14 protein-coding genes are annotated in these 21,287 nt (G+C 45.1%); 7 read left to right on the top strand and 7 right to left on the bottom strand.

Features of this window, described 5'->3' with window-relative positions; translation table 11 throughout:
• Positions 1-7: 7 nt before the first annotated feature.
• Positions 8-1,183 carry a leucine-rich repeat domain-containing protein gene (locus QUA34_RS09995; RefSeq protein WP_333386124.1) on the bottom strand — a complete coding sequence of 392 codons (1,176 nt, stop codon included), beginning with the start codon at positions 1,181-1,183 and terminating at the stop codon, positions 8-10.
• A gap of 288 nt (positions 1,184-1,471) precedes the next feature.
• Here QUA34_RS09995 and QUA34_RS09990 point away from each other — a divergent pair, with 288 nt between their 5' ends.
• The 5 genes from QUA34_RS09990 (at position 1,472) to QUA34_RS09970 (ending at position 6,569) form a co-directional block, all read left to right on the top strand.
• Positions 1,472-3,409 carry a long-chain fatty acid--CoA ligase gene (locus QUA34_RS09990; RefSeq protein ID WP_333386121.1) on the top strand — a complete coding sequence of 646 codons (1,938 nt, stop codon included), beginning with the start codon at positions 1,472-1,474 and terminating at the stop codon, positions 3,407-3,409.
• Positions 3,410-3,560: 151 nt separating this feature from the next.
• A complete protein-coding gene (locus tag QUA34_RS09985) occupies positions 3,561-4,001 on the top strand; it encodes a YlqD family protein (RefSeq protein ID WP_242722909.1) in 441 nt (146 codons plus the stop codon).
• A 180-nt stretch (positions 4,002-4,181) separates the two neighbouring features.
• A complete protein-coding gene (locus tag QUA34_RS09980; RefSeq protein WP_333386117.1) occupies positions 4,182-5,474 on the top strand; it encodes a dihydrolipoamide acetyltransferase family protein in 1,293 nt (430 codons plus the stop codon).
• A gap of 136 nt (positions 5,475-5,610) precedes the next feature.
• Positions 5,611-6,102, top strand: coding sequence for a papain-like cysteine protease family protein (locus QUA34_RS09975; protein WP_333386114.1), 492 nt, complete (start codon positions 5,611-5,613; stop codon positions 6,100-6,102).
• Positions 6,103-6,113: 11 nt separating this feature from the next.
• Positions 6,114-6,569 (top strand): hypothetical protein, encoded by a 456-nt coding sequence (locus QUA34_RS09970; protein WP_333386109.1) that lies wholly within the window; start codon positions 6,114-6,116, stop codon positions 6,567-6,569.
• 69 nt (positions 6,570-6,638) lie between these two features.
• Here the strand turns inward: QUA34_RS09970 and QUA34_RS09965 are convergent, their stop codons facing one another.
• The 3 genes from QUA34_RS09965 to QUA34_RS09955 form a co-directional block, all read right to left on the bottom strand.
• A complete protein-coding gene (locus QUA34_RS09965; protein WP_445242809.1) occupies positions 6,639-8,099 on the bottom strand; it encodes a DUF3370 domain-containing protein in 1,461 nt (486 codons plus the stop codon).
• A gap of 174 nt (positions 8,100-8,273) precedes the next feature.
• Entirely contained in the window at positions 8,274-8,417 is a 144-nt protein-coding gene (locus QUA34_RS09960) for a hypothetical protein (protein WP_333386106.1), read from the bottom strand.
• A 125-nt stretch (positions 8,418-8,542) separates the two neighbouring features.
• Positions 8,543-13,849, bottom strand: coding sequence for an AAA family ATPase (locus QUA34_RS09955; protein ID WP_333386104.1), 5,307 nt, complete (start codon positions 13,847-13,849; stop codon positions 8,543-8,545).
• Positions 13,850-14,554: 705 nt separating this feature from the next.
• Here QUA34_RS09955 and surE point away from each other — a divergent pair.
• Positions 14,555-15,232: a 5'/3'-nucleotidase SurE gene (gene surE / locus QUA34_RS09950; RefSeq protein WP_333227978.1), complete on the top strand. Its 678-nt coding sequence runs from the start codon at positions 14,555-14,557 to the stop codon at positions 15,230-15,232.
• Positions 15,233-16,375: 1,143 nt separating this feature from the next.
• Positions 16,376-17,248, top strand: a complete 873-nt coding sequence (locus QUA34_RS09945; RefSeq protein WP_333227777.1) for a pentapeptide repeat-containing protein — start codon at positions 16,376-16,378, stop codon at positions 17,246-17,248.
• A 146-nt stretch (positions 17,249-17,394) separates the two neighbouring features.
• On the opposite strand, the gene QUA34_RS09940 is transcribed toward QUA34_RS09945, so the two are convergent.
• The 3 genes from QUA34_RS09940 to QUA34_RS09930 all read right to left on the bottom strand — a co-directional run bounded on the left by QUA34_RS09940 (position 17,395) and on the right by QUA34_RS09930 (position 21,222).
• Positions 17,395-18,609, bottom strand: coding sequence for an FAD-dependent oxidoreductase (locus QUA34_RS09940; RefSeq protein WP_333386101.1), 1,215 nt, complete (start codon positions 18,607-18,609; stop codon positions 17,395-17,397).
• 292 nt (positions 18,610-18,901) lie between these two features.
• Complete coding sequence (locus QUA34_RS09935; protein ID WP_333386098.1) at positions 18,902-20,434, bottom strand: NAD(P)/FAD-dependent oxidoreductase; 1,533 nt, start codon at positions 20,432-20,434, stop codon at positions 18,902-18,904.
• Between the two features lie 302 nt (positions 20,435-20,736).
• Positions 20,737-21,222: a CRR6 family NdhI maturation factor gene (locus QUA34_RS09930; protein ID WP_333227771.1), complete on the bottom strand. Its 486-nt coding sequence runs from the start codon at positions 21,220-21,222 to the stop codon at positions 20,737-20,739.
• Positions 21,223-21,287: the final 65 nt, after the last annotated feature.

Genomic DNA, 21,287 nt, shown 5'->3' with positions numbered 1-21,287 from the left:
GTTTGGGTTATGGTTCCCACTTACAGATAGACTCTGGTTTGAGAGGGCAGGTTTTGGGAGCGATCGGATTGCCATTGAGGTCGAGATATGTCAGGTTAGTCAAGGATGCTAGCGGTTTGATATCGCTGATTTGATTATTGCTGAGGTCGAGATATGTCAGGTTAGTCAAGGATGCTAGCGGTTTGATGTCGCCAATCTGATTGCCTCTGAGGATGAGCTTCGTCAGGTTAGTCAATGATGCTAGCGGTTTGATATCGCCGCTCTGATTTCCTTCGAGGCTGAGTTCAGTCAGGTTAGTCAAGGATACTAGCGGTTTGATCTCGCCGCTCTGATTTCCCTTGAGCCAGAGCTTTGTCAGGTTAGTCAAGGATGCTAGCGGTTTGATCTCGCCGATCCGATCGCCACTGAGCCACAGCAAAGTCAGTTTCGTCAAAGATGCTAGCGGTTTGATGTCGCCGATTTGATTTCCGATGAGCCTGAGATCCATCAGGTGCGTCAAGGATGCTAGCGGTTTGATGTCGCCGATCTGATTATTGATGAGGTCGAGTTCAGTCAGGTGAGTCAAGGATGCTAGCGGTTTGATGTCGCCGATTTGATTTCCTTGGAGGACGAGCTGTGTCAGGTGAGTCAAGGATGCTAGCGGTTTGATGTCGCTGATTTCATTGAAGGTGAGGTTGAGGACAGTCAGGTTAGTCAAGGATACTAGCGGTTTGATGTCGCCGATTTTATTGCCATCAAGGTGGAGCAAAGTCAGGTTAGTCAAGGATGCTAGCGGTTTGATGTCGCTGATTTGATTGTAGCTGAGGTAGAGATTGGTCAGGTTAGTCAAGGATACTAGCGGTTTGATGTCGCCGATTTCATTGAAGGCGAGGGCGAGCTGTGTCAGGTTAGTCAAGGATGCTAGCGGTTTGATATCGCCGATCCCCTTGAGGTTGAGGTAGAGCTCCGTGAGACTAGAAAGTTTCCGATCGGCCGCATCGCAATCATTAGTCCCCGCTTCCTTCAACAGCACATCAACGGTATATTTGGTTTCAGGACTCAAATCAGCTTTTTGGCGACACCAATCAGCAAATGTTCGTCTACTATTTTCTGGTTGCGTCTGTGCAACTTTGGCTCCAAGTACATTTCCACATGATGCCACGATCGCACTCAAAGCAAATACTATCAACTTTCGTAAATTCATATATTTCTGTTTAACTTTGTTTGCTAAATGGATAATTGTGCATCAAATACCAAAGAAACCGGGTTTTTGATCGATATTAAAGGCTGCGATCGAACATTTTTGCAAAAAAGCCGGTTTCTGCCTCAGCCCGATCGATGAAAAGATAACAACAACTAACAAAAAATAGCCTCTCTCAGGTACAGACAGGTAGGCAAACTGTCCCGGTTCGATCGCGCCCCTTCAGATATAAATTAATAATAGATTCACAAACAACTCTTTAATCTCACACAACAAATCGCAAAAATCCTGATGAACAACACATCCTATCAAATGACCGATCGCGAACGCGCTAACCTCAGCCGCCTGATCGATTACAGTTCCATTCAATCGATACCCGAAATTTGGGCGATCGTCAAACAACAATTCGGTCAAACCGTCGCCCTCCACGACCCCCACAGCCAGCCCGAAATCAAACTCACCTACACCGACCTCTACCAGCAAATCCAGCAATTCGCCGCCGGCCTCCAAGCCCTAGGCATCGAACCAAATCCAGGAGAACCCATCCCTCCCCGCGTCGCCCTCTTCGCCGACAACAGCCCCCGCTGGCTGATAGCCGACCAAGGTATCATGATGGCCGGGGCCGCCAACGCCGTTCGAGGCGCCACCGCCGACCCCGAAGAACTCTTGTACATCATCCAAGACAGCGGCAGCACCGCCTTGGTAGTCGAAAACCTGGCATTACTGAAAAAACTGCAACACCGCCTCCCCGATTTACCCATTCAACTCATCGTCCTCCTCTCCGACGAAGAACCGGAAACCAGCCAAACCCTAAGCACAGTCAAATTTTCCCAAGTCATGACCACAGGGGCAAACCGTCCCCTCAAACCCACCAACCACAAGCCTCAAACCCTCGCCACCCTCCTCTACACCAGCGGCACCACCGGCAAACCCAAAGGTGTCATGCTGACTCACGGGAACCTGCTGCACCAACTCACCACCTTGGGCACAATTCTCCAGCCCGAAGCCGGCGAATCTGCCCTCAGCATTCTGCCGAGTTGGCACGCCTACGAACGCAGCGTCGAATACTTCCTGCTTTCCCAAGCATGCACGCAAATTTACACCAATATTCGCTATTTCAAACAAGACTTTAAAACTTACAAACCCCATTACATGGTAAGCGTTCCGCGCATCTGGGAATCGATTTATGAGGCCGTACAAAAGCAATTTCGGGAACAGCCGCCTAACAAACAAAAATTGGTGAATTTCCTGTTATCTTCCAGCCAGCAATATATCGAGGCCCGCCGCATTTTTCAAGGATTAACTCTCAATTTAAAACCTGCTTCTGCTACTGAAAAACTAATCGCCCGCACCAAAAGCATTCTGTTGTCGCCCGTACACGCCCTCGCCGAAAAACTGGTTTACCAAAAAGTCAGGCAAGCTACAGGGGGACGCTTAAAATGGGCGATTAGCGGTGGCGGTTCTTTGGCCGCGCATATAGACAATTTCTTTGAAATAGCGAATATCGGTTTATTAGTGGGATATGGTTTAACCGAAACTTCGCCGGTTTTAACTGTGCGCCGCCCTTGGCACAATCTTAAAGGTTCCGCGGGACAGCCTCTAGCCCATACGGAAATTAAAATAGTAGACCCAGAAACCAGACAGCAACTGCCAACAGGCCAGCGCGGCTTAGTATTGGCGCGCGGGCCACAAATTATGCAGGGCTACTATCTTAATCCCCAAGCGACTGCCAAGGCGATCGACCCCGAAGGCTGGTTCGATACCGGCGATTTGGGCTGGCTGACACCGGGGAACGACTTAATCTTGACCGGGCGGGCCAAAGATACGATCGTCCTCAGCAACGGCGAAAACATCGAACCCCAGCCCATAGAAGACGCCTGCGTCCGCAGCCCCTACATCGACCAAATTATGCTAGTAGGTCAAGACCAGAAATCCGTCGGCGCCTTAATTGTCCCCAATGCAGAAGCTGTGCAGAAATGGGCAGAAACTCAGAATCCCCCTTTACACGAAATTGACTGGAATAGCAAGACAATTCAAAATTTATTCCGCAAAGAATTGAACCGAGAGGTGCAAAATCGCCCTGGATACCGCGCGGACGATCGCATCGGCCCGTTCAGGTTGATTCAGGAGCCATTTTCGATCGAAAATGGAATGTTGACCCAGACCCTGAAAATTAAGCGCCCGGTTGTGACGCAACACTACCGCGATATGATTGACGGGATGTTTTGAAATATTCGCAGGACTTGGGGAATGGAAAAGAAAAATTTATCCCAACACCCGAGTCCTGAGTCCGAGTCCTCAGTCCTGGGCCATTAGTTCATATTTACCAACTAATGGCCCAAGACTAATGCCTAATTCCTAATTGACAAGCAACAACTTTATGGAACCACAATTACTCTTGAAGCGATCGATTAACGTTAAAGTCGTCGTTACTCCCCGCTGGAAAGAAGAAGCTCAACAGCAACTCCAAGCCCAAATCAACCAAATAGACTCTCAGCTACAACAGTTAGAAATGCAAGGGCAGCGGATGGTTTCAGAAATCAAACAGCAAAATCTACAGCCCCCAGGCCCGCAAGTACAGCAGCAAATAGAAAACATTCAAGTGCAGGTGAATCAAAGAAAAAGCGAACTGCTAGAACAGAAAAACCAAAACCTGCAACAGCTTCAGCAAGTGCAGGTGCTAGACCTCGAACAAGAAGTGAGTCAAGGTCAAATTGACGGCACGTTCACTGTCGGACTCGGAGAAAACTTGATTCAAAAAATGCAAGTAGAAATTCTCCTCCGCGACGGCATAGTCGAAGAAATTCGAGGTGATATTTAGAAATTGGTAAGTGGTAATTGGCGATCGGTAATTGGCAATTGATTTTGAGTCAACAGTCACACATCAAGACTTCGATAGACTGGCATAATAATAAATATTGCCGGTGGCCGGTCGCCAATTATCAATTGCCAAATACCGATTACCTATTACCTATTACCAACACACAAGGACTTTTTACAGATGATTCGCGAAGTTTTCATGCCAGCCCTGAGTTCGACAATGACAGAGGGCAAAATTGTTTCCTGGGTCAAATCCGCCGGAGACAAAGTAGAAAAAGGCGAAACGGTGGTAGTCGTTGAATCCGACAAAGCCGACATGGACGTGGAGTCTTTCTACGAAGGCTATTTAGCAATAATTATCGTACCTGCGGGCGAAGTTGCTCCGGTGGGGGCGGCAATAGCCCTCGTAGCAGAAACGGAAGCCGAAATCGCCACAGCTCAGCAGCAAGGAGCCGCCGCCCCAACCGCAGCCGCCGCCCCGGCTCCCAGCCCCGTTCCTGTGAGCGCAGCTACATCGTCAGCAGGTTTGCAGCAAAATGTCAGCCGCCAAAACGGCCGCAGCGTCGTTTCTCCCCGCGCTCGCAAGTTAGCCAAAGAGTTTAAAGTAGATTTGAATTCTATCAAAGGCAGCGGGCCCAACGGTCGCATTGTCGCAGAGGATGTGGAAGCAGCAGCCGGCAAAGCCCAACCCGCTCCGGTTCAGCAAGCGGTAACAGTCCCCGCAGCACCCGCACCAGCACCCGCACCAGCACCCGCACCAGCCAAACCCGCCCCCGCAGCAGTCCCGGCGATCGCACTTTCCGGCCAAAAAGTACCGATGAATGCGCTGCAAAATGCGGTGGTGCGGAATATGGAAGCAAGTTTGAGTGTGCCGTCTTTCCGCGTGGGTTACACAATTACTACTGATAATCTCGACAAACTCTACAAACAAATTAAGTCGAAGGGCGTCACGATGACGGGTATGCTGGCGAAGGCTGTAGCAGTAACTTTACAAAAACATCCTCTGCTGAATGCTTATTATGTGGAGTCGGGGATTCAATACCGCGCTGATATTAATGTGGCGGTAGCGGTGGCGATGGACGGCGGTGGTTTGATTACGCCGGTGTTGCAAAATGCCGATCGCCTCGATATTTATTCGCTCTCGCGCACTTGGAAGGATTTAGTCGATCGCGCCCGCACCAAGCAGTTGAAGCCTGATGAGTACAGCACGGGAACTTTTACTCTTTCCAATTTGGGAATGTTTGGAGTAGACAAGTTTGACGCGATTTTGCCGCCGAATCAAGGCTCGATTTTGGCGATCGGTTCTTCGCGGCCACAAGTAGTGGCTAATGAAGATGGTTTGATGGGAGTGAAGCGCCAAATGCAGGTGAATATTACTTGCGATCACCGGATTATTTACGGTGCTGATGCGGCGTCTTTCTTGCAAGATTTAGCGAAATTGATTGAGACAAATCCTCAATCTTTGACGCTTTAGCGATCGTCCTAAATCTCCCTTTTACCCAAGGAAGGTAAAAGGGAGATTTTGACTATTTTTTCACCAAATATCTCATTATCGAATATAGACACAGTTTGGTAAAGCCGATAAAATAGAGAAATGATAGACTGATGTTATGGCAGGATTGTCTGGAGCCGGTGGCAATTGGCAAGTTATTGATGAAATAGCCGATCGGGATGTCGTCCAACAACAAGATAATTTATCATGTGGCCCTGCTTGCGGTGAAATGCTTCTTGGCGATCGCGGAATTAATGGTGCGAACCAATCTTTAATTGCGGCTGAAACTGGAGTACCTGTAAGTGCTGAAGATTTAGCAATCGCACTCAATATTCTGGATGCAACCAGTTCTAGATTTTGGTTAGGCGGTACTATTTCTCTTCCTGGGGCAACAAATTATGAAATAGTTGAGGTATTAATTAGCACCGGTTCTTGGGCTGCTATTTTGTGGGAAACTCTAGCTGAATTGGGGCATATAGTCATTGTTGACGGACTTGATGATACAAAGATTATGATTCGCGACCCTTGGAATGCTACAAAATATAAAATGGAATTAGAAGAGTTTTTAAATTACTGGAACCTTCAAGCAGTTTACTCCTTAAGACGATGAAAGTGCAAGTTTTGTCTGTTCAACCTGCGAGGCAACCTAATACTCACCAGGTTTTGGTGTCAGTTGGTACGGATACACACAAATTTATTTTTACAACAGAAGTCAATCAAGTGGGAGAACATTTACTTCAGACTACTCGCGGCGATCGCACTTTTTCAGAAGTTTTCCGATTTAATCAGCGGGTAGCGATGAATGTGACAAATCTCGTGGTTAAATGCTACAATCATGAAACTATAAATCTTCCCGCAGATGTTGGCATTTTTGTCACTCCAGAAACAGCTTTATCGAAGCAAAAGCCATTTGAAAATAGCGGTCTAGCAGACATTGACTCGCAACAATCCAAAGCAGTCGATCGAGAAACCCGTCAAAGGGCGATCGCGATTGTTGAGAAGTTACCGGAAGCTGTGCTTGATGAAGCCGTTAACTTTCTCGAATCTTTGTATATTAAGGGCGAGCCCGTCGAGTAGCGATCGTACTTTTTGTTGTGAGAAATTCAGCCACGTTTCGGACAGTGTAAATATACAGTCAACCACCAACTAATTACTCGATCGCACAGTCAAAACTTGCGGCGGCGTCGCATCCGGCGGATACAAGAAATCCACCTGCACCAAACGGCGTTCCCCCGGCTTCATATTCACATTCACCAAAGGTTCCCCCTGCTGTCCCCGCCGCTGCACAATGTGAATGTAGCGCGTCAAAGTCTTGCCCGTATCATCCTTAAACATCACCCGCACCGTACCTCGGAAAAATATCCGATTTTCAGGAGGATCATAAAACATCAATCCCCCCGATTCTGTATTTGCTTTAATAGGTGTTTGCATTTTAATGCTAACAGATTGAGACTCGCGAGATTTGTTATAAAGCGGAAAAGTTAAGTTGTATTGAATGCCGTAATTACCGTGAGCAGAATAAGCAGTATCGGGATAGCGAGCTAACATTTTAGCGCTTTGAACTTGGCCAGTCCCAAAAGTACCCGTGTCCGTTGTACTCAAAGCATAGGAAAATGACTCGCCGCGCTTGGGAATCGTTAAATAATCAGTTCTCGAATTGTCCGTAATTTTAGCTTGCCACTGGGAACCTTCCGCTACTCCCGCTACGCGGCCATAAATTTTTTGCACCGGATTTTCGCCTCTGGGAGTTGGTGCTAAATCTCTCGGCCCCGCTAAACCTTTAGTATTTAAAATATTTTCCCACTCTTCTAATGTGGGATATTGCTCTACTCCTTCTGGAGTTGTAGGAGCAAACATCGCTAAACTAGCGACATAAACCGAATTGCTGCTCGACATTCGCATCAAGGTCGATCGACCATTGGAAGAAGGCGTCACATTCCCCACAGGTATTGGCAAATTCATCAGCATTCGGCTCTCATTGGCCGGAATCTCGATCGCAGCCGGCAAAATGGCTTGTCTGAACCCCCGCAGCACATCGCTCGTGATGCGGCTTCCAGGCCCCGCAAACACAGTGCCGAATCGATTTTCTAAATACGACGGTAAATCGACAAACAAGGCATCCGGCCGAGTTAAATAAGTCGCTCCTTGCAAGACATTTAAAGTAACAGGTTCGGAGTTCGGATTGTGGACAATTATTCCTTGAAATAAGGTGCGAGTTTGGTCGCGATTTTTAGCTTTGGCGATGTGGTGGGCGAAGATGTCAAATCGGCCTTTGAAGGGAAAGTTTAAGTGTGCAGAAGGCACTTGTTTGGCTTCTTGCGGAAATGTGGAGAGCAAAATGCCTTCGGTTTGCACAACTTCGGGGCTGTTGCTGTTGAAAACGGGGATGCTGTCGAGTTTTCCCGGTAAAACGCGCACTTGTTGGGGCTGCATGACTGTGTTTAGCGGGGCCGTTGTCTGCGGTTGTGGTAAATCCAGTTCGTTTTCGGGTGCGGGGGCTTCTGGGTCGATGATCAGTTGTTGTTGGGCGGGAGGTGCAGGGATTGTTTGAGCTAGGGGGAAAATTGGCAAAAACATTGCTGTGAGCGCGTTTAACTGAACTTGCATTGATATTTGACCGATCCTCTGGGAGGACTCCGCTAACGGGCGATCGACACAAAACTTTACCACAAGTTGGTTGATGTGTTTGAGGAATTTTGGATTTTACGTGGATGTTTGCAGTAAATTCGCCGCCCAACTTAGCACTGACAGGGTATCGAAGATGAACCACACACTCAAGAATCAACGCGCACTGATTACCGGAGGCAGTCGCGGCATTGGGGCTGCGATGGAAAGCAGCGTTTGGCCCGTGAAAGCGCTGATGTTGCCTTGAATTATACCAATTCGCCCGATCGCCCAATTTAGCACAGACGTGGCGCTCAGCATTCGATCGCACCTTCCTGAGTCCGCGCACCATTTCCAAAATTGTTGGGCGTGAAGTCGGTTTCGATCGTCGGACGCTCAAACAATTTACCAATTGCCAATTACCAATTACTAATTACCAACTTGCGTTATTTCTGTTTTAGGACTACCAACGTAATGTCGTCAAAAACTTTATGTTTGTCAATATGTTGCAGCAGATGATCAATTACTGCTTGTCGAATTTCTTCAGCGGTTTTGTGGCGATTTTCTTTCGCCACTTGGCACAATCTTTCTATCCCGTAATACACTTTATTTATATTTACAGCTTCGGTAATTCCATCTGTGTAAAGAACTACTACATCCCCTGGATTAAGATGCACTTCAACTTGGGAAACAAAATGAGCAATATCTTCCTCTAATCCCAGAGGAAAGCCAAGTTCCATTGTATCGATCAGTTCGATGTTACCATCAGTACGGACTACGATAACTTCTTCATGTTGACCGCTGAGGCTGAAGTTACTATCTTGATAATCTAACAAAGCCAAGGTCATGTTTCTAGACGAGTCGATGCGCTCGATATTGGCATAAAGGGTGCGGTTTAACACATCAAGAAACTTCACCGGATCGGTTTCGTTCATTTGTTGGAGAGTGCGGACGGCGGTTTGCGCCATAATCATTAATACGCCACTTTCTAAACCATGTCCCGTAACATCGCCGATGGTAATTTTCACCTTATCATTTTGGGTTAGCACGTCGTAGTAGTCGCCACCCACTTCATCGGCAGGTTCCATATATCCAGCTATTTCTAATCCTTTAATTTTATCTAGTTCTGATTGTTTGGGCAAGATCATTTGTTGCAGTCGTTTGGTGACATCCAACTCAGCACTGAGGCGGATGTTTTCGGCTTTAAGTTTGTTGTTGAGGGAGCTAATTTCCTGGTTTGCTTGGGCCAGTTGGGCGGTGCGTTGTTGCACCTTTTCTTCTAAAGTTTGATAGAGACGGGCATTTTCGATGGAGATCGCAGCTTGGGCGGAAATGATGTTGAGGACTTCTAAGCGATCGCGCGTAAAAGCCCCCGCTGTTAAATTATTTTCTAGGTATAGGATGCCTACCAACTTACCTTGATTAATCAGGGGGCTACACAAGATAGATTTAGGTCGCTGCTGAATAATATACGGGTCAGATGCAAACCTGGTTTCAGTGGTTGCATCATCGATCGCAAGAGTTTCTTGCGTGCGTTCTACATAATTAACCAACGAGATAGGAATCTCTTGACTTTCAGCCGCTGACTTGGAGATTAATTGACATCGTTCACCCGTACATTGAGCTTCAATTTTCCACTTACCTGCTGGGTCAGGTAGGAGGAAATAAAACTTTTCTGCTCCGGCGTTTTCCAGCAAGACTTGCATCAAATTCGAGAGTAACTTATCTAAATTAACTTCCCCTGAGAGCGCTTGGGAGGCTTTGATAATTGTTGATAAATCCAGCTCGTTTGCAGCACCGGAACTGGTAGAAGTGACAGTGGTTCTGGTCTGAACAATCGTTTCGTCTCTTCCACTCGTCAGGCTATTTTTTCTACCGACGATAGGTGCGAGTAATTCAGCATGGCGCTCTTCTAAATCCTTAACTTTTGCCTTGGCTCCCCAGCGGATGTAAGCATAGTAAGCGTCTATCATGTAGGTACGCGCTACTTTCTGACGACCTAATGCTAAATAGAATTCTCCAGCTAATTCATTGGCGAGGGCTTCATCCTGTACATATCCATTTTCCTTGGCTCCATCTATCGCCAGGTCGTAATATTCCATTGCTGAGAAAGATTGCCCCAATACGCGGGCTTTTTCTGCTTCTACTAAGTCATACTTATGCTGGTAATTCATTGGGCAATGTTGCGCCCAATATTTCATCTTTTGCTGATTTTCTTCTACTTGTGTCAGATATTGTTGTTTGCTATGCTCGTTTTCCTCAGAAAAACAACTATTTGCATACTGAGCAATTAAAGCAAGTGAATAGTAAAAAATATGTTCAACAAAAAGAACTATATTGCGAACAAAATGCGAATATTGGGCAGCTAATTCAGCATTTTCTAAACACCCATAGTAATCTTTAAATAGATAACACAAACGGGATTTAAAAAAATACAAGTAGAACAAACAAATTACACTTTGCTCTTCAATAAATTGCGGAACTTTTTCTATTTCATTAAAATCATTACCGATTAATTTGCATTTATTTTCAGAATCTCCTCTAATATTCGATACAGCTTGACCAAATATTTTCAACAAATTTAACTGGTATACGTGCTTAAGTTTGTTGACAAAATCAATATATTGCTCCAACCTCTCAGCCACAAATTCAAGATGTTCGCCAACAAAGAACAAGTGAGCACAGTAGAAGTCAGCCGTATGACAAGCAAATTCTATATCGCCAACTTCTAGACCGTCTTGAATTGCCTGACGCAAGGGTTCTATAGTATTCCTAGTATGTTGCTTCCAATGTTGGATAGTAATGCAAAATGTGAGCGATGCTTTACAACGATACTCTTTGGCATTCAGCTTATCTAATACATTCAAAGCTAGTTGACCGAGTTGATAGGCAAAATCTATGTCTGGAATTTGCCAAGCTACTATTCCACCATAGTTACAGTAGGCATAAATAGATGGGCTAGAATTTCCGTACTGACTGGAAAGATCGATCATAGTATACAGAATTGGTAGAGATAGCTTACCATCTCCAAAACAAGCAGGTGAGAATATGAGAAGCAAAATCTGCATAGCTGCCAGCTTGTAGCGATCGCTCATTTCTGGCAAGTTCGCTAACTCCTCGATATTTAACTCTTGGGGGGGTGATTGGGATAGGGTCACTCCCAGCATTTCTAGAACTTGCAGCCCATTATCTAACGCAGATTGAATCTGGTTTTTAGCGAGATTAAGCCTAATTTTCAGCACATATAAGTTGACTTGTTCGAGGATTGTTTTGGCTTTTTGGAGAGTGCGATCGCACAATATCCCCGCTCGTTCTAAATTAGCATTAAGATATTCGGCTTCCGCCGCTTCCAGATAAAAATTAAATGTCAGATCGTATCTACTTTCCCAGCTATCTTGACTCAGGAGTTCTATACCTACATTCAAATAATTAACAGCGGCTTCATATGCAGTAGCTGCCTTCGCTTTCTGTCCAGCAACCAGGTTTAATTCAGCCAACTCATCTTTTTCTGACTGATTAGTTAGCAAATCTGTGCCAAAATTCAGTTGGTTAACCAGAGCAAAAATATTATCTTTTCGCTCTTGCTCTGTTGTATTATTCAGCAACAGTTGACCAATTTTCAGGTGAGTGGCTTTTTTGTCGGACTCTGGAATCAAAGAATAGGCTGCTTGCTGCACTCGATCGTGCAAAAATTTGTAGTCAACTTTGATATCGCGTATAGATGCCAACTCTTTCTGGGCAAAGAGTAGAGGAATTTTGTAATTTTCAGACAGCGGCAGAATCAAACCCGCTTGCATTGCCTCCCACAAATGAGCAGCCGTCGCTATGTTTGATTCTTCATTGACAATTGATAAAATTTCTAAGTTAAATTGGTTGCCGATACAAGCCGCTAATTTTAAGGATTTTTGGGTTGTTTCAGGGAGTTTGCGAATATTGCGAGCAACCAGTTCAACGATATTAAAATCTGCGATGCCAATCGCCTGTATTTGTTGAATATCCCACTCCCAGCGGTCTGTATCTACTTGATAAACCAGCAGATTTTCCGAGTACAGGGTTTTGAGTAGCTGCGTTAAGAAAAAGGGATTCCCTTGGGTTTTATTAAAAAGTAATTCAGAAAAAACTTCTATTTTGTCTGAATTTATGCTGGCATCGAGAGTGTCGGAGATTAATTGGTTGACGCTATCCAAAGCCAGCGCCTGAATGGTGATATTATTCACCACGGTTTCAGTTTCTTGAATTTTTTCTATTGTCTGAATTAAAGGATGAACGGGACTGACTTCATTATCTCGATAAGCTCCAATCGTTAACAAATATTTGTTATCTGGGTCAGTGACTAAGAGTTGGATTAACTTGAGAGATGCCGAATCTGCCCACTGTAAATCGTCTAGGAATATGACTAGCGGGTGTTCGGGTTGACCAAAAACTCGAATAAATTGTTGAAATGCCCGATTAAATCTGTTTTGAGATTCCGATGAACCCAGTTGAGGAACTTCAAGCTGTTTACCGATAATTAGTTCGACTTCGGGGATAACATCAATAATAACTTGACCGTTATTATCTAGCGCCTTTAATAAGTTTTCTTTCCAAATAGCAATCTGTTCGGAACTTTCAGTTAATAGCTGACGAACTAATTCTTGAAATGCTTGGATTAACGCCGCATAGGGAATGTTGCGCTTAAACTGGTCAAACTTACCAGCAATAAAATATCCCCTAGCTGCTACAATTGGTTTATGAACTTCATTGACAATTGAAGTTTTACCAATCCCGGAATAACCGGAAACTAACATCATCTCGGTGACACCGAGGCTGACTCGTCCAAAGGCATCTAGAAGAATTTGGACTTCGGTTTCTCTACCATAAAGCTTCTGGGGAATGAGTAATTGGTTGCCGCGATCGCGTTGACCGATGGGAAAATTTTCAATCTTTCCAGTTGCCTGCAATTGCTGCAAACAAGTTTCTAGGTCAAATTTTAATCCCGCCGCACTTTGATATCGGTCTTCCGCATTTTTTGCTAACAGTTTCATCACAATATCTGAGACCGCTTCAGGAATTTCTGCTACCTCTTTAGGTGGGACGGGTTGTTTGGCAATATGATAGTACACCAACTCCATCGGATCCGTGGTATTAAATGGCAACTGGTTGGTCAGCATTTCATAGAAAGTCACTCCTAAAGAATAGAAGTCGGTGCGGTAGTCAATCGCTCGATTCATCCTCCCCGTTTGTTCGGGTGACATATAAGCGAGAGTCCCTTCTAGCAAGTTGGGATTACTAATGCTTTGGTTTTTCAATTCCAAGCGCGATGAAATACTAAAGTCAGTCATTTTTACTTTTTCGGTCGCTGGATTGATAATGATATTTGAGGGCTTAATGTCTTTGTGAATTATCGGTACTTGATGGAGATAAATCAACGTTTCGGATAGAGCGATCGCTACCCTCAGCACCTCGGTTATTGACAGGTTATTGGCTGCCATAAAATGATAAAGGGATAGCCCCCCAAAATCTTCTAATATTAGCGCTAAACTATTCTGATAGTTTTCTAAGTTGTAAGTTTTGACAATTCCTTCACACTCTAAATTGTGAGTAATTATAAATTCTTGCCTTAAATTGGTGATTTGTTCAAGGCTAGGATATTGATTTTTTATTATTTTAACGATAACAAGCTGTCGATCCCGATTTCTTATCCCTCGATAAACAACGGTTCTGACTCCTTCGTAAATATTTTCTATAATTTCGTATCCTGAAAGAACGATCATTTTTTTACCTTACCCTTTTCATTAACTATTCTAAATCGATGTCATCCAGTTCATCCTGACTTGCGGTCATAAGTGACTGTGGAACGGCACAGCCTGCTTTGGTATTGCTTTGAGTGGGTTCGTTCATGTGGCTCTCCTGAGTTAAAATATAATAATGGTAACAGTGTAGATAAGTAGTTGATTTATGAATGGGAAATGAGGACTGTAACTTAGATACTATCTTTGATAAGGATTTCATATCTATTATCCCATCCCCTGCGTCAAAGCCCAATAGGAATCGACATTCACTTATTATCGGCTCTCTCGTACTTATGGTGATAACGCAAGCTAATAATTTAGCAGGATCGAGAGTTTCAACGTTCAGTCTCAGATACTTAGTATCATGTGCTACTTTTAACACCAAGCATCGGGGAGAGCCGAGGAAAAAATTATGTGATTAGATGTTTGCATCGACACTGATGTTATGAATGCTGCACAGGGGCAACCGTAACAAGTCACTTTAGCTGTCATATCAAGGTGCGACTGGGCTAAAATGTGGCGCGCCACATTTCTGGGGCAACTGTTCAATTAATGCCATGATATAAATGTGTGGCCATGCTCATACTGACGATCGCCACCAACCAACAACCAATTTGGGCTAGAGCTACCAGAAGGTTGCCAGCCTCTGCGCTCTCAAATCGCTTCTATAAAACCGACACATTTTTAATGACTATAATTTTAACCAACGACGATGGCATAGACGCTCCGGGGATTCAGGCACTTTTGCAGGCTGTAGAAGGCAAAACAATTATCGTGGCTCCCCAAGGGCAATTGTCCGGCTGCGGGCATCAGGTGACGGCTCACAGTCCGATTCATGTCGATCGGCGATCGGAATTTGAGTATGCTGTAGGGGGAACACCGGCCGATTGCGTGCGTATTGCTCTTCATCACGTTTGTGCGAAACCGAATTTAGTGCTTTCGGGTATTAACGCAGGTGGCAATTTGGGCGTTGACGTGTATATTTCGGGTACGGTTGCGGCTGTGCGCGAAGCAGCCATGCACGGTATTCCGGGAATCGCAATTTCCCACCGGATTAAAAGGCCGCTCGAAATAGACTGGGATGTCGCTACTCGCTGGACATCGCGGGTGTTAGCGGATTTGCTGAACCGGGAACTAAAGTCTGGGTGTTTCTGGAATGTGAATTTGCCACATTTAGCGCCGGGAAGTGCGGAACCGGAAATTGTGTTTTGCCAGCCTTCAACGCAGCCGTTGCCCGTGGTGTACCGGATGGAGGGAGAATACTTTTATTATGCGGGAGAATATGGCTCGCGCGATCGGGCGGCGGGGACTGATGTTGACGTGTGTTTTGAGGGTAATATTGCGGTGACAGAGATATCGCTGTGATAGATTTGATGGGATTTGATGGGATTGGGCGATCGAACTATATTTTTTTTCAAGAAAGCCTAAATAGACGGTCTTAAATTCGATCTGCGACAGAATGTTTCATATTTATGACTAAAAACAGATTTCATTATACTTTGGGTTGAAGACTGCATATACCCTAGGTATAATAAACCTGTTTTTCGGATTATCCCACAATAGGATATTGTGATTTATTCAGAATTGATACTAATAAAACTTAAACAAATTAATGGCAATTCCAAGAGAAGCAGCTATCTCTACTTGCGCCCCTCGGTGCTACCATAATTTTTTTTCTCATCCTTCGGCTTAGCAACACCATCAGGTTGTTTCTTTGGCTTTTTGACTTCTTTATTGCTTTTTCTTTCTTTTGACATGATCATTCCTCCAGTTTGACTCAGCATAACATAGATTGACACATTTGCCTAACTGCCAGTAGAGAGGGTGATACTCTACAGATAATACTCGCTGTTACTTTTGTACAATCTGCAATATATTATCCGCTAAGTTTTGAACGAATACCCTCTACCGTTAGGCATATCGATAAATTCCTCATAAGTACAATGTCTGAAATTACTTTTCACCCCGATAGACTCAAGGAAATATTGAAAAGCACGATCGTATAACTCCTGCGAGACAACCGAGAAAATTTCTCGCTGATTAAGCTGTTGTTTTATATCTAATTTTCCTCAAAAATGACAGGAGATCAAAATATGGAGGTATGACCATGCCAGCCTTCGCGACACATGAAGCAAACACAACTAACAAATTTGCAGTCTCCGTTTAAAAAAGCTGTTAGTCACAGTGGACAACAAGAATATTATTTTACTATTGATTAATAATTAGGACAGTGTTTGATGGCTTACCTATTGAGAATAACGGTTTCACCGATCTCAGTACGATCGCAACGCTTGCCAAAACACACTAGAGACCCACGATAAATCAAGGGTTTCAGACTATGACCTCAAAACGGTCGGGACTCTGAAAAAAGCACAAAGTATATGTATAAATATAAAGTTAATTGTCAGCTTTCTTGAAAGTGCGATCGCGTCCGCTCCATTTGAGATAAAATACTTATAAAGAGTGTTTATTTCTAAATAAATTTCCGCTATTAGGAATGTGACCAGTATGGAAGTAACCGAGCTGCTCAAAGAGTACGAAAATGGAAACAGAGACTTTGCTGACGCAAACCTCAGCGGAGCAAACCTCAGCGGAGCTATGTTGGTCGGCGTCAACCTTTCGAGGGCTAACCTGTCGGGAGCTAACCTGAGTCGGGCGCATCTCACCAAAGCAGAACTCAACGACGCAAACCTTTACAGGGCAAATCTGAGTTTTGCCAAAATGGGCCAAGCCAGACTAGCAGACGCAGAGCTTACAAAAGCCAATCTCAGCGGAGCTTTCCTCGTCAAAGCAAAACTGCCCAGGGCAAAGTTGAGTGGCGCCCAACTCATCGGTAGCAACCTGCGGAGCGCCATCCTCTGGAACGCCAATTTATGTACAGCCGACCTGCAATTCATCAATCTGCGGGGCGCTAACCTCACGGGAGCTAACCTCAACTGGGCCAACTGCGGAGGGGCAAAACTCAGCGGTGCAAAGCTTTTTGGCGCTCAACTAACAGGCATCTATCTCAGGAAAGCTTACATCAATGGCATCGACCTGAGCAGGACGGATCTCAATGGCGTCAACATGAGCGAAGCCAAACTAAACGGGGTAAACCTGGAAGGCTCGAACTTGTTAGCTGCCAATCTCAGCGGGGCTCAGTTGCGGGGCGTCAAGTTGATGGGAGCAGATTTAACCAGGGCAAATCTGGTGGGAGTTTCTTTGGCGCAGGCAAACCTCGATTGGGCTAGGCTGTGCTATGCAGACTTGAGCGAAGCCGACTTGAGCGGGGCAACGTTCACGGGAGCCAACTTTGAGGGTACTCAGTTAGCCGGATCAACCATGCCCCCATCTATGAGCAATGATGTCTACTTAACTGCAGCACGTGGTGTCGCAGCTTAGGCAAGGTCAAAAATTAATTTCGCATCCGAGTGGACGACTCTCGCATGGGTTTAACTTTTGATACAAACATCATTACTTTTGTGAGAGTGTTGCACCCGCAAGAAATTTACTGATATTTGCGAGAGTTTGTAGCATCACAATTGAGTTCACCCGATTAATTTCGCGACTCGCAAAGCAGAGGTAATGGCTCCTTCGTGCAAACCATCCCCCAAATAAGCTCCCGCATGATAAGTGTGGTTCTCGCCATTAGTCTCGATAACTTCATCTCGATATCGAAAAGACTCCACAGTGTACAGCGGCGTGTGATGTTTCTGAATGTGAATAATGTGCTTTTGGGCGATCGACTCTTCCAGATGAAAAGCTAAACTGTACTCTCGTGGCGAGGAGATGCCGCAAAGCTGATTCAAGCTCGCATTATATCCCCATCCCTTCTCCGTCTCGAAAAAATCAAATTCTGATAACTTGCGGATACCGTAGCGATCGTACATCGATGTATCCGAATGCAGTACAGTGGTTGCATAATTGGCTTTCCACGCCGAAAACCGCTTCGTTTCCGCCTCCGTCGGATCAGATAATAGCCTCATAACTTGATCGGGTGGCATCGCAAAAACCACCTTATCAAATTCCTGGATTTCCCCATCAGAAAGCACGATTTTTATAGCATCCGCACTTCTAAAAATATTGGCAATCTCCACATTTAGCCGTATATCGCCCTTAAATTGCTCCAAAATCTTTTCAATGTAAGAATACACCCCGCCTTTAATCCTCACCCAGTTGACCGAGGCATATTCGCGCAAAACAGGCATCGCTAATTCCGCCGGAAAATTGTCGAGTAATTCAAACGGTATCGAGTAGCTATACATCGTCAGCAACTTCAGCCAATAATTGCGGACGCACGAGCTTTTCAAAGACTCCGAAAGCGGCACATCGTAGAAATCGTGCTGTTTAGCAAACCGCATTTTTAAAATAAACCCCGCCGAACGAGCGTAGAGACTATCAAGCCGCAAATACTCGATCAGACGTTGGATTCCGGTGAAGTTCTTTCGGATAGAGACTGCCGATAAAAAGTCAGTGCCATCTTTAAAAAACAACGCTGAACCAATCTGCACGGGTTCTAATTCAACGCCTAGCTCCTGCATAAAATCCACGAAATTGTAAAACACAGTGGGAAATTCCAGCACCCCATTTTCTAATATTTCATTGCACTCTGATTGATTGGGCGCAACATTTTTGTTTAGCGTCCGAATGTGTCCACCTAAAATCGGCTGCTTTTCCAATACAGTGGCGTGATGTCCCTGTTTATCGAGCCAGTAGGCTGCTGCCATACCGCTCGCTCCGCCCCCAACAATTGCAATTCTCATAGTTCACTCCTAGATTGATAGAAGGAAGAAGGAAGAAGGAAGAAGGAAGAAGGAAGAAATTTTCGTTTCCAGGTGGAACCTGGAAACGCATTTCACTGTTGCTATGCCTCGTCATTTTTAAGAGGAGGCATAGCCTCCAGAAATTCATTCCTTGGCAGAGCCAAGGAAAGGAACGAGATAATGAGAGCAGAAACGAGATATTTTTAAGAGAAGGCAGGGCAAGAGTGAAATTCATTCCTTGGCTTTGCCAAGGAACGAGAGAAACAGGAAAATAACCAATTGCCAATTTTCCTTAGCCTAAAATCGCATCGCCGGATAAACGTTGATAAAGCAGCGCCCCCGTCCAAAATGTCGGTGCAAAGCCTGGATAGCCCGATGAGGCGTTGCAGAAATAGAAATTGTTGAGGGATGTTTCATGATTTAGTCGATCGACTCCCATGTTGCGCGGCGTCAGGCTGGAACCGTAGGAATTACCGTTAGGACACCAACAGAAGCGCTCGTTAGTCGTCGGACTTCCGGTAACATGAAAGACCATGTGTTTGCGGAAATTCGGAACATAGTGTTTTTCAACTACATCTAAAATCGAGTCCAGAATCTCTTGTTTCTTCTGTCTGTAAGCTTTGCGATCGGTCTCCCAAAGCTGCTTAAAATAGCTGTAATTAGCAACAGTCAGAAATTCGACAATTTGACAATCTTCTGGACAATCCCGCCGCGCTTCCGTCAGTAAAGTTGGCGTTGTAATTGCAAAGCTCGGACGAGAAAAATCATTTTGCTCATACATTTGAGCAAAAGCTTCGTTTAGATCCAAATGTTCCGAATGAAACGTATTCCACTTGCCAAATCCATACTCTCGGAGATCGATATCTTTGACAACGCAGTACACCATGTAGTTAGATGCAGAATACTCATAGTTGAGTTTCCGCCGCACTTTTTTAGAGAACAGTTCCTCTCCAATCATCTTGGCCGCTCTTTTCGGGTCAAGGTTACAAATCACCGTGTCGCCCGTGAATTCATGGGTTTGATGGGTGGTCAAATCCATCGCTTCAACACCAGTTACTGTTCTGTTTGTTACCCTGAAATTCGTGACTTCATGGTTTAATAGAACTTTCCCCCCGTTGGATTCAATGACCTTAACTAAAGAATTGATGACATCTTCAAAATGCTGCGTCGGGTAAAATGCGCCTTCTTGATAGCCTCTAAACAAGGCAATCCAAGCATAGAAAGAAAGCTGATTTGGGGGCAGCAAAAAGTCCGGCCATTGCAGGGCTAATAGGGTTTGGGCGGCTTGCGGGAGTTGGAACTTGTCGAAAACGTCCTGAAGTGTACTGTTGAGGTGTTGGACAGCACAGAATACGTCACCGAAATTATTGAGCAATTCAATTGGTTTGACGGGAGGAGCGAGTTTTCTGAGTCCGTTGCCGGTTTTCTCGACTTCGTTGACGAATTGGCGAATTCTCTCGCCCGCTTCGGGAAACAGCGCCGACAATCGCCGGATCAGTTCCTCTGGTTCCGAGGGGATATCAAGTGCATAACCAGGCATTCTCATGTGGTCGTAGCCATTCGGATCGTACCGTTCAAAGGTGACATCTCGATCAAGACCGAGTTTTTTGAGAACTCGATTGACTGTATGTCCTTCGCCGCAGTCCCAAACGTAGTGGAATTGGGCATTAAAGGTGTATTTATTGGCCATCGTAAAGGTGTGACCAAAACCTCCGGGATGCTCGTGAGCTTCGAGGATGTGTACGGTTTTGCCGGAGTTTGCCATCAAAGCTCCGAAAACCAGTGCTGATAAACCACTGCCGACGATGAGGTAATCTGTTTTCATGGTAAATTTCCTCGATCGATTGAATGGGGCGATCGTTGTCTATTTAAACTAACTATCAATTCTGAGAAAATTCTGAAGTCCAGCAACAATTTTTTGAGGCGCGCTGGTTTAAGGATTGTATTAAAGTCTGAGTACGGTTGCTGTTAAGCTTTATTAAGCTGTTGTGGATGGAACTTATAGCGGCGGAGGCGGACTGGAAAGCCCGCCCCACAAGCGAAGAAACCGAATTTCTACCTTTCTACTTAGTCTTTAGGTATAGAGTCGCCTACCTAATTAGGACTATGTTAATTTGAGCGAGATGCTTATTTGTGGGGCAAAATCACATCAAAAAAAGCATCCTCCAAATCATAACCAAACATCTGCGACATCGCCATCAACTTCGATTTACTGGGAATTCCCTGCTGATTCAACCAATCAGTCAACACAAAAATTTTGTTCATCAAAAACATTTCCAAAGCTTCAGGATTGTACTGAATACCTTGGGTGCGGTGGAACTGGTGCGGCACCAACATCGCCGCATAGCGCGCCAATTCTCCCGCTTTCCAATCCAGCAAAAATGGCAGCCAAGGATAACAAGCATCCAAGCGAATAAACCACAGCCGCACTTCGGGAATTTCCGAAATTTCTCGCGGATCTAACTCTTCGCGCGGATACTCAATTTCAAATTGTAGCTGTTGTTCGTTTTGGGCGATCGCTCCTTCGGCCAGCCACTTTTCAATCACACTCCGCACCGGAGACAAATCTAAACTGTTTATGCGATCGGCATCTATCGCTATCATAATACTCATAAAAAGTCAACCCATTTTAATTTTTAGATTAATCCCACAGATGAATCCGGGAGGCGAGTACCCAA

The organism is Microcoleus sp. POL10_C6, from assembly GCF_036701585.1.
In the GTDB taxonomy this organism is placed as follows: domain Bacteria; phylum Cyanobacteriota; class Cyanobacteriia; order Cyanobacteriales; family Microcoleaceae; genus Microcoleus.
The sequence above is the reverse complement of the archived record's forward strand: the minus strand, read 5'-3'. Positions and strand labels throughout refer to the sequence as shown.

Excerpts from the sequence above, each read along its gene's own strand:
- surE (WP_333227978.1), top strand. The coding sequence starts at position 14,555 with ATGACTATAATTTTAACCAACGACGATGGCATAGACGCTCCGGGGATT.
- QUA34_RS09960 (WP_333386106.1), bottom strand. The coding sequence starts at position 8,417 with ATGCTGAGCGCCACGTCTGTGCTAAATTGGGCGATCGGGCGAATTGGT.
- QUA34_RS09940 (WP_333386101.1), bottom strand. The coding sequence starts at position 18,609 with ATGAGAATTGCAATTGTTGGGGGCGGAGCGAGCGGTATGGCAGCAGCC.
- QUA34_RS09935 (WP_333386098.1), bottom strand. The coding sequence starts at position 20,434 with ATGAAAACAGATTACCTCATCGTCGGCAGTGGTTTATCAGCACTGGTT.
- QUA34_RS09975 (WP_333386114.1), top strand. The coding sequence starts at position 5,611 with ATGGCAGGATTGTCTGGAGCCGGTGGCAATTGGCAAGTTATTGATGAA.
- QUA34_RS09965 (WP_445242809.1), bottom strand. The coding sequence starts at position 8,099 with ATGCAAGTTCAGTTAAACGCGCTCACAGCAATGTTTTTGCCAATTTTC.
- QUA34_RS09945 (WP_333227777.1), top strand. The coding sequence starts at position 16,376 with ATGGAAGTAACCGAGCTGCTCAAAGAGTACGAAAATGGAAACAGAGAC.
- QUA34_RS09930 (WP_333227771.1), bottom strand. The coding sequence starts at position 21,222 with ATGAGTATTATGATAGCGATAGATGCCGATCGCATAAACAGTTTAGAT.
- QUA34_RS09955 (WP_333386104.1), bottom strand. The coding sequence starts at position 13,849 with ATGATCGTTCTTTCAGGATACGAAATTATAGAAAATATTTACGAAGGA.
- QUA34_RS09985 (WP_242722909.1), top strand. The coding sequence starts at position 3,561 with ATGGAACCACAATTACTCTTGAAGCGATCGATTAACGTTAAAGTCGTC.
- QUA34_RS09995 (WP_333386124.1), bottom strand. The coding sequence starts at position 1,183 with ATGAATTTACGAAAGTTGATAGTATTTGCTTTGAGTGCGATCGTGGCA.
- QUA34_RS09980 (WP_333386117.1), top strand. The coding sequence starts at position 4,182 with ATGATTCGCGAAGTTTTCATGCCAGCCCTGAGTTCGACAATGACAGAG.
- QUA34_RS09990 (WP_333386121.1), top strand. The coding sequence starts at position 1,472 with ATGAACAACACATCCTATCAAATGACCGATCGCGAACGCGCTAACCTC.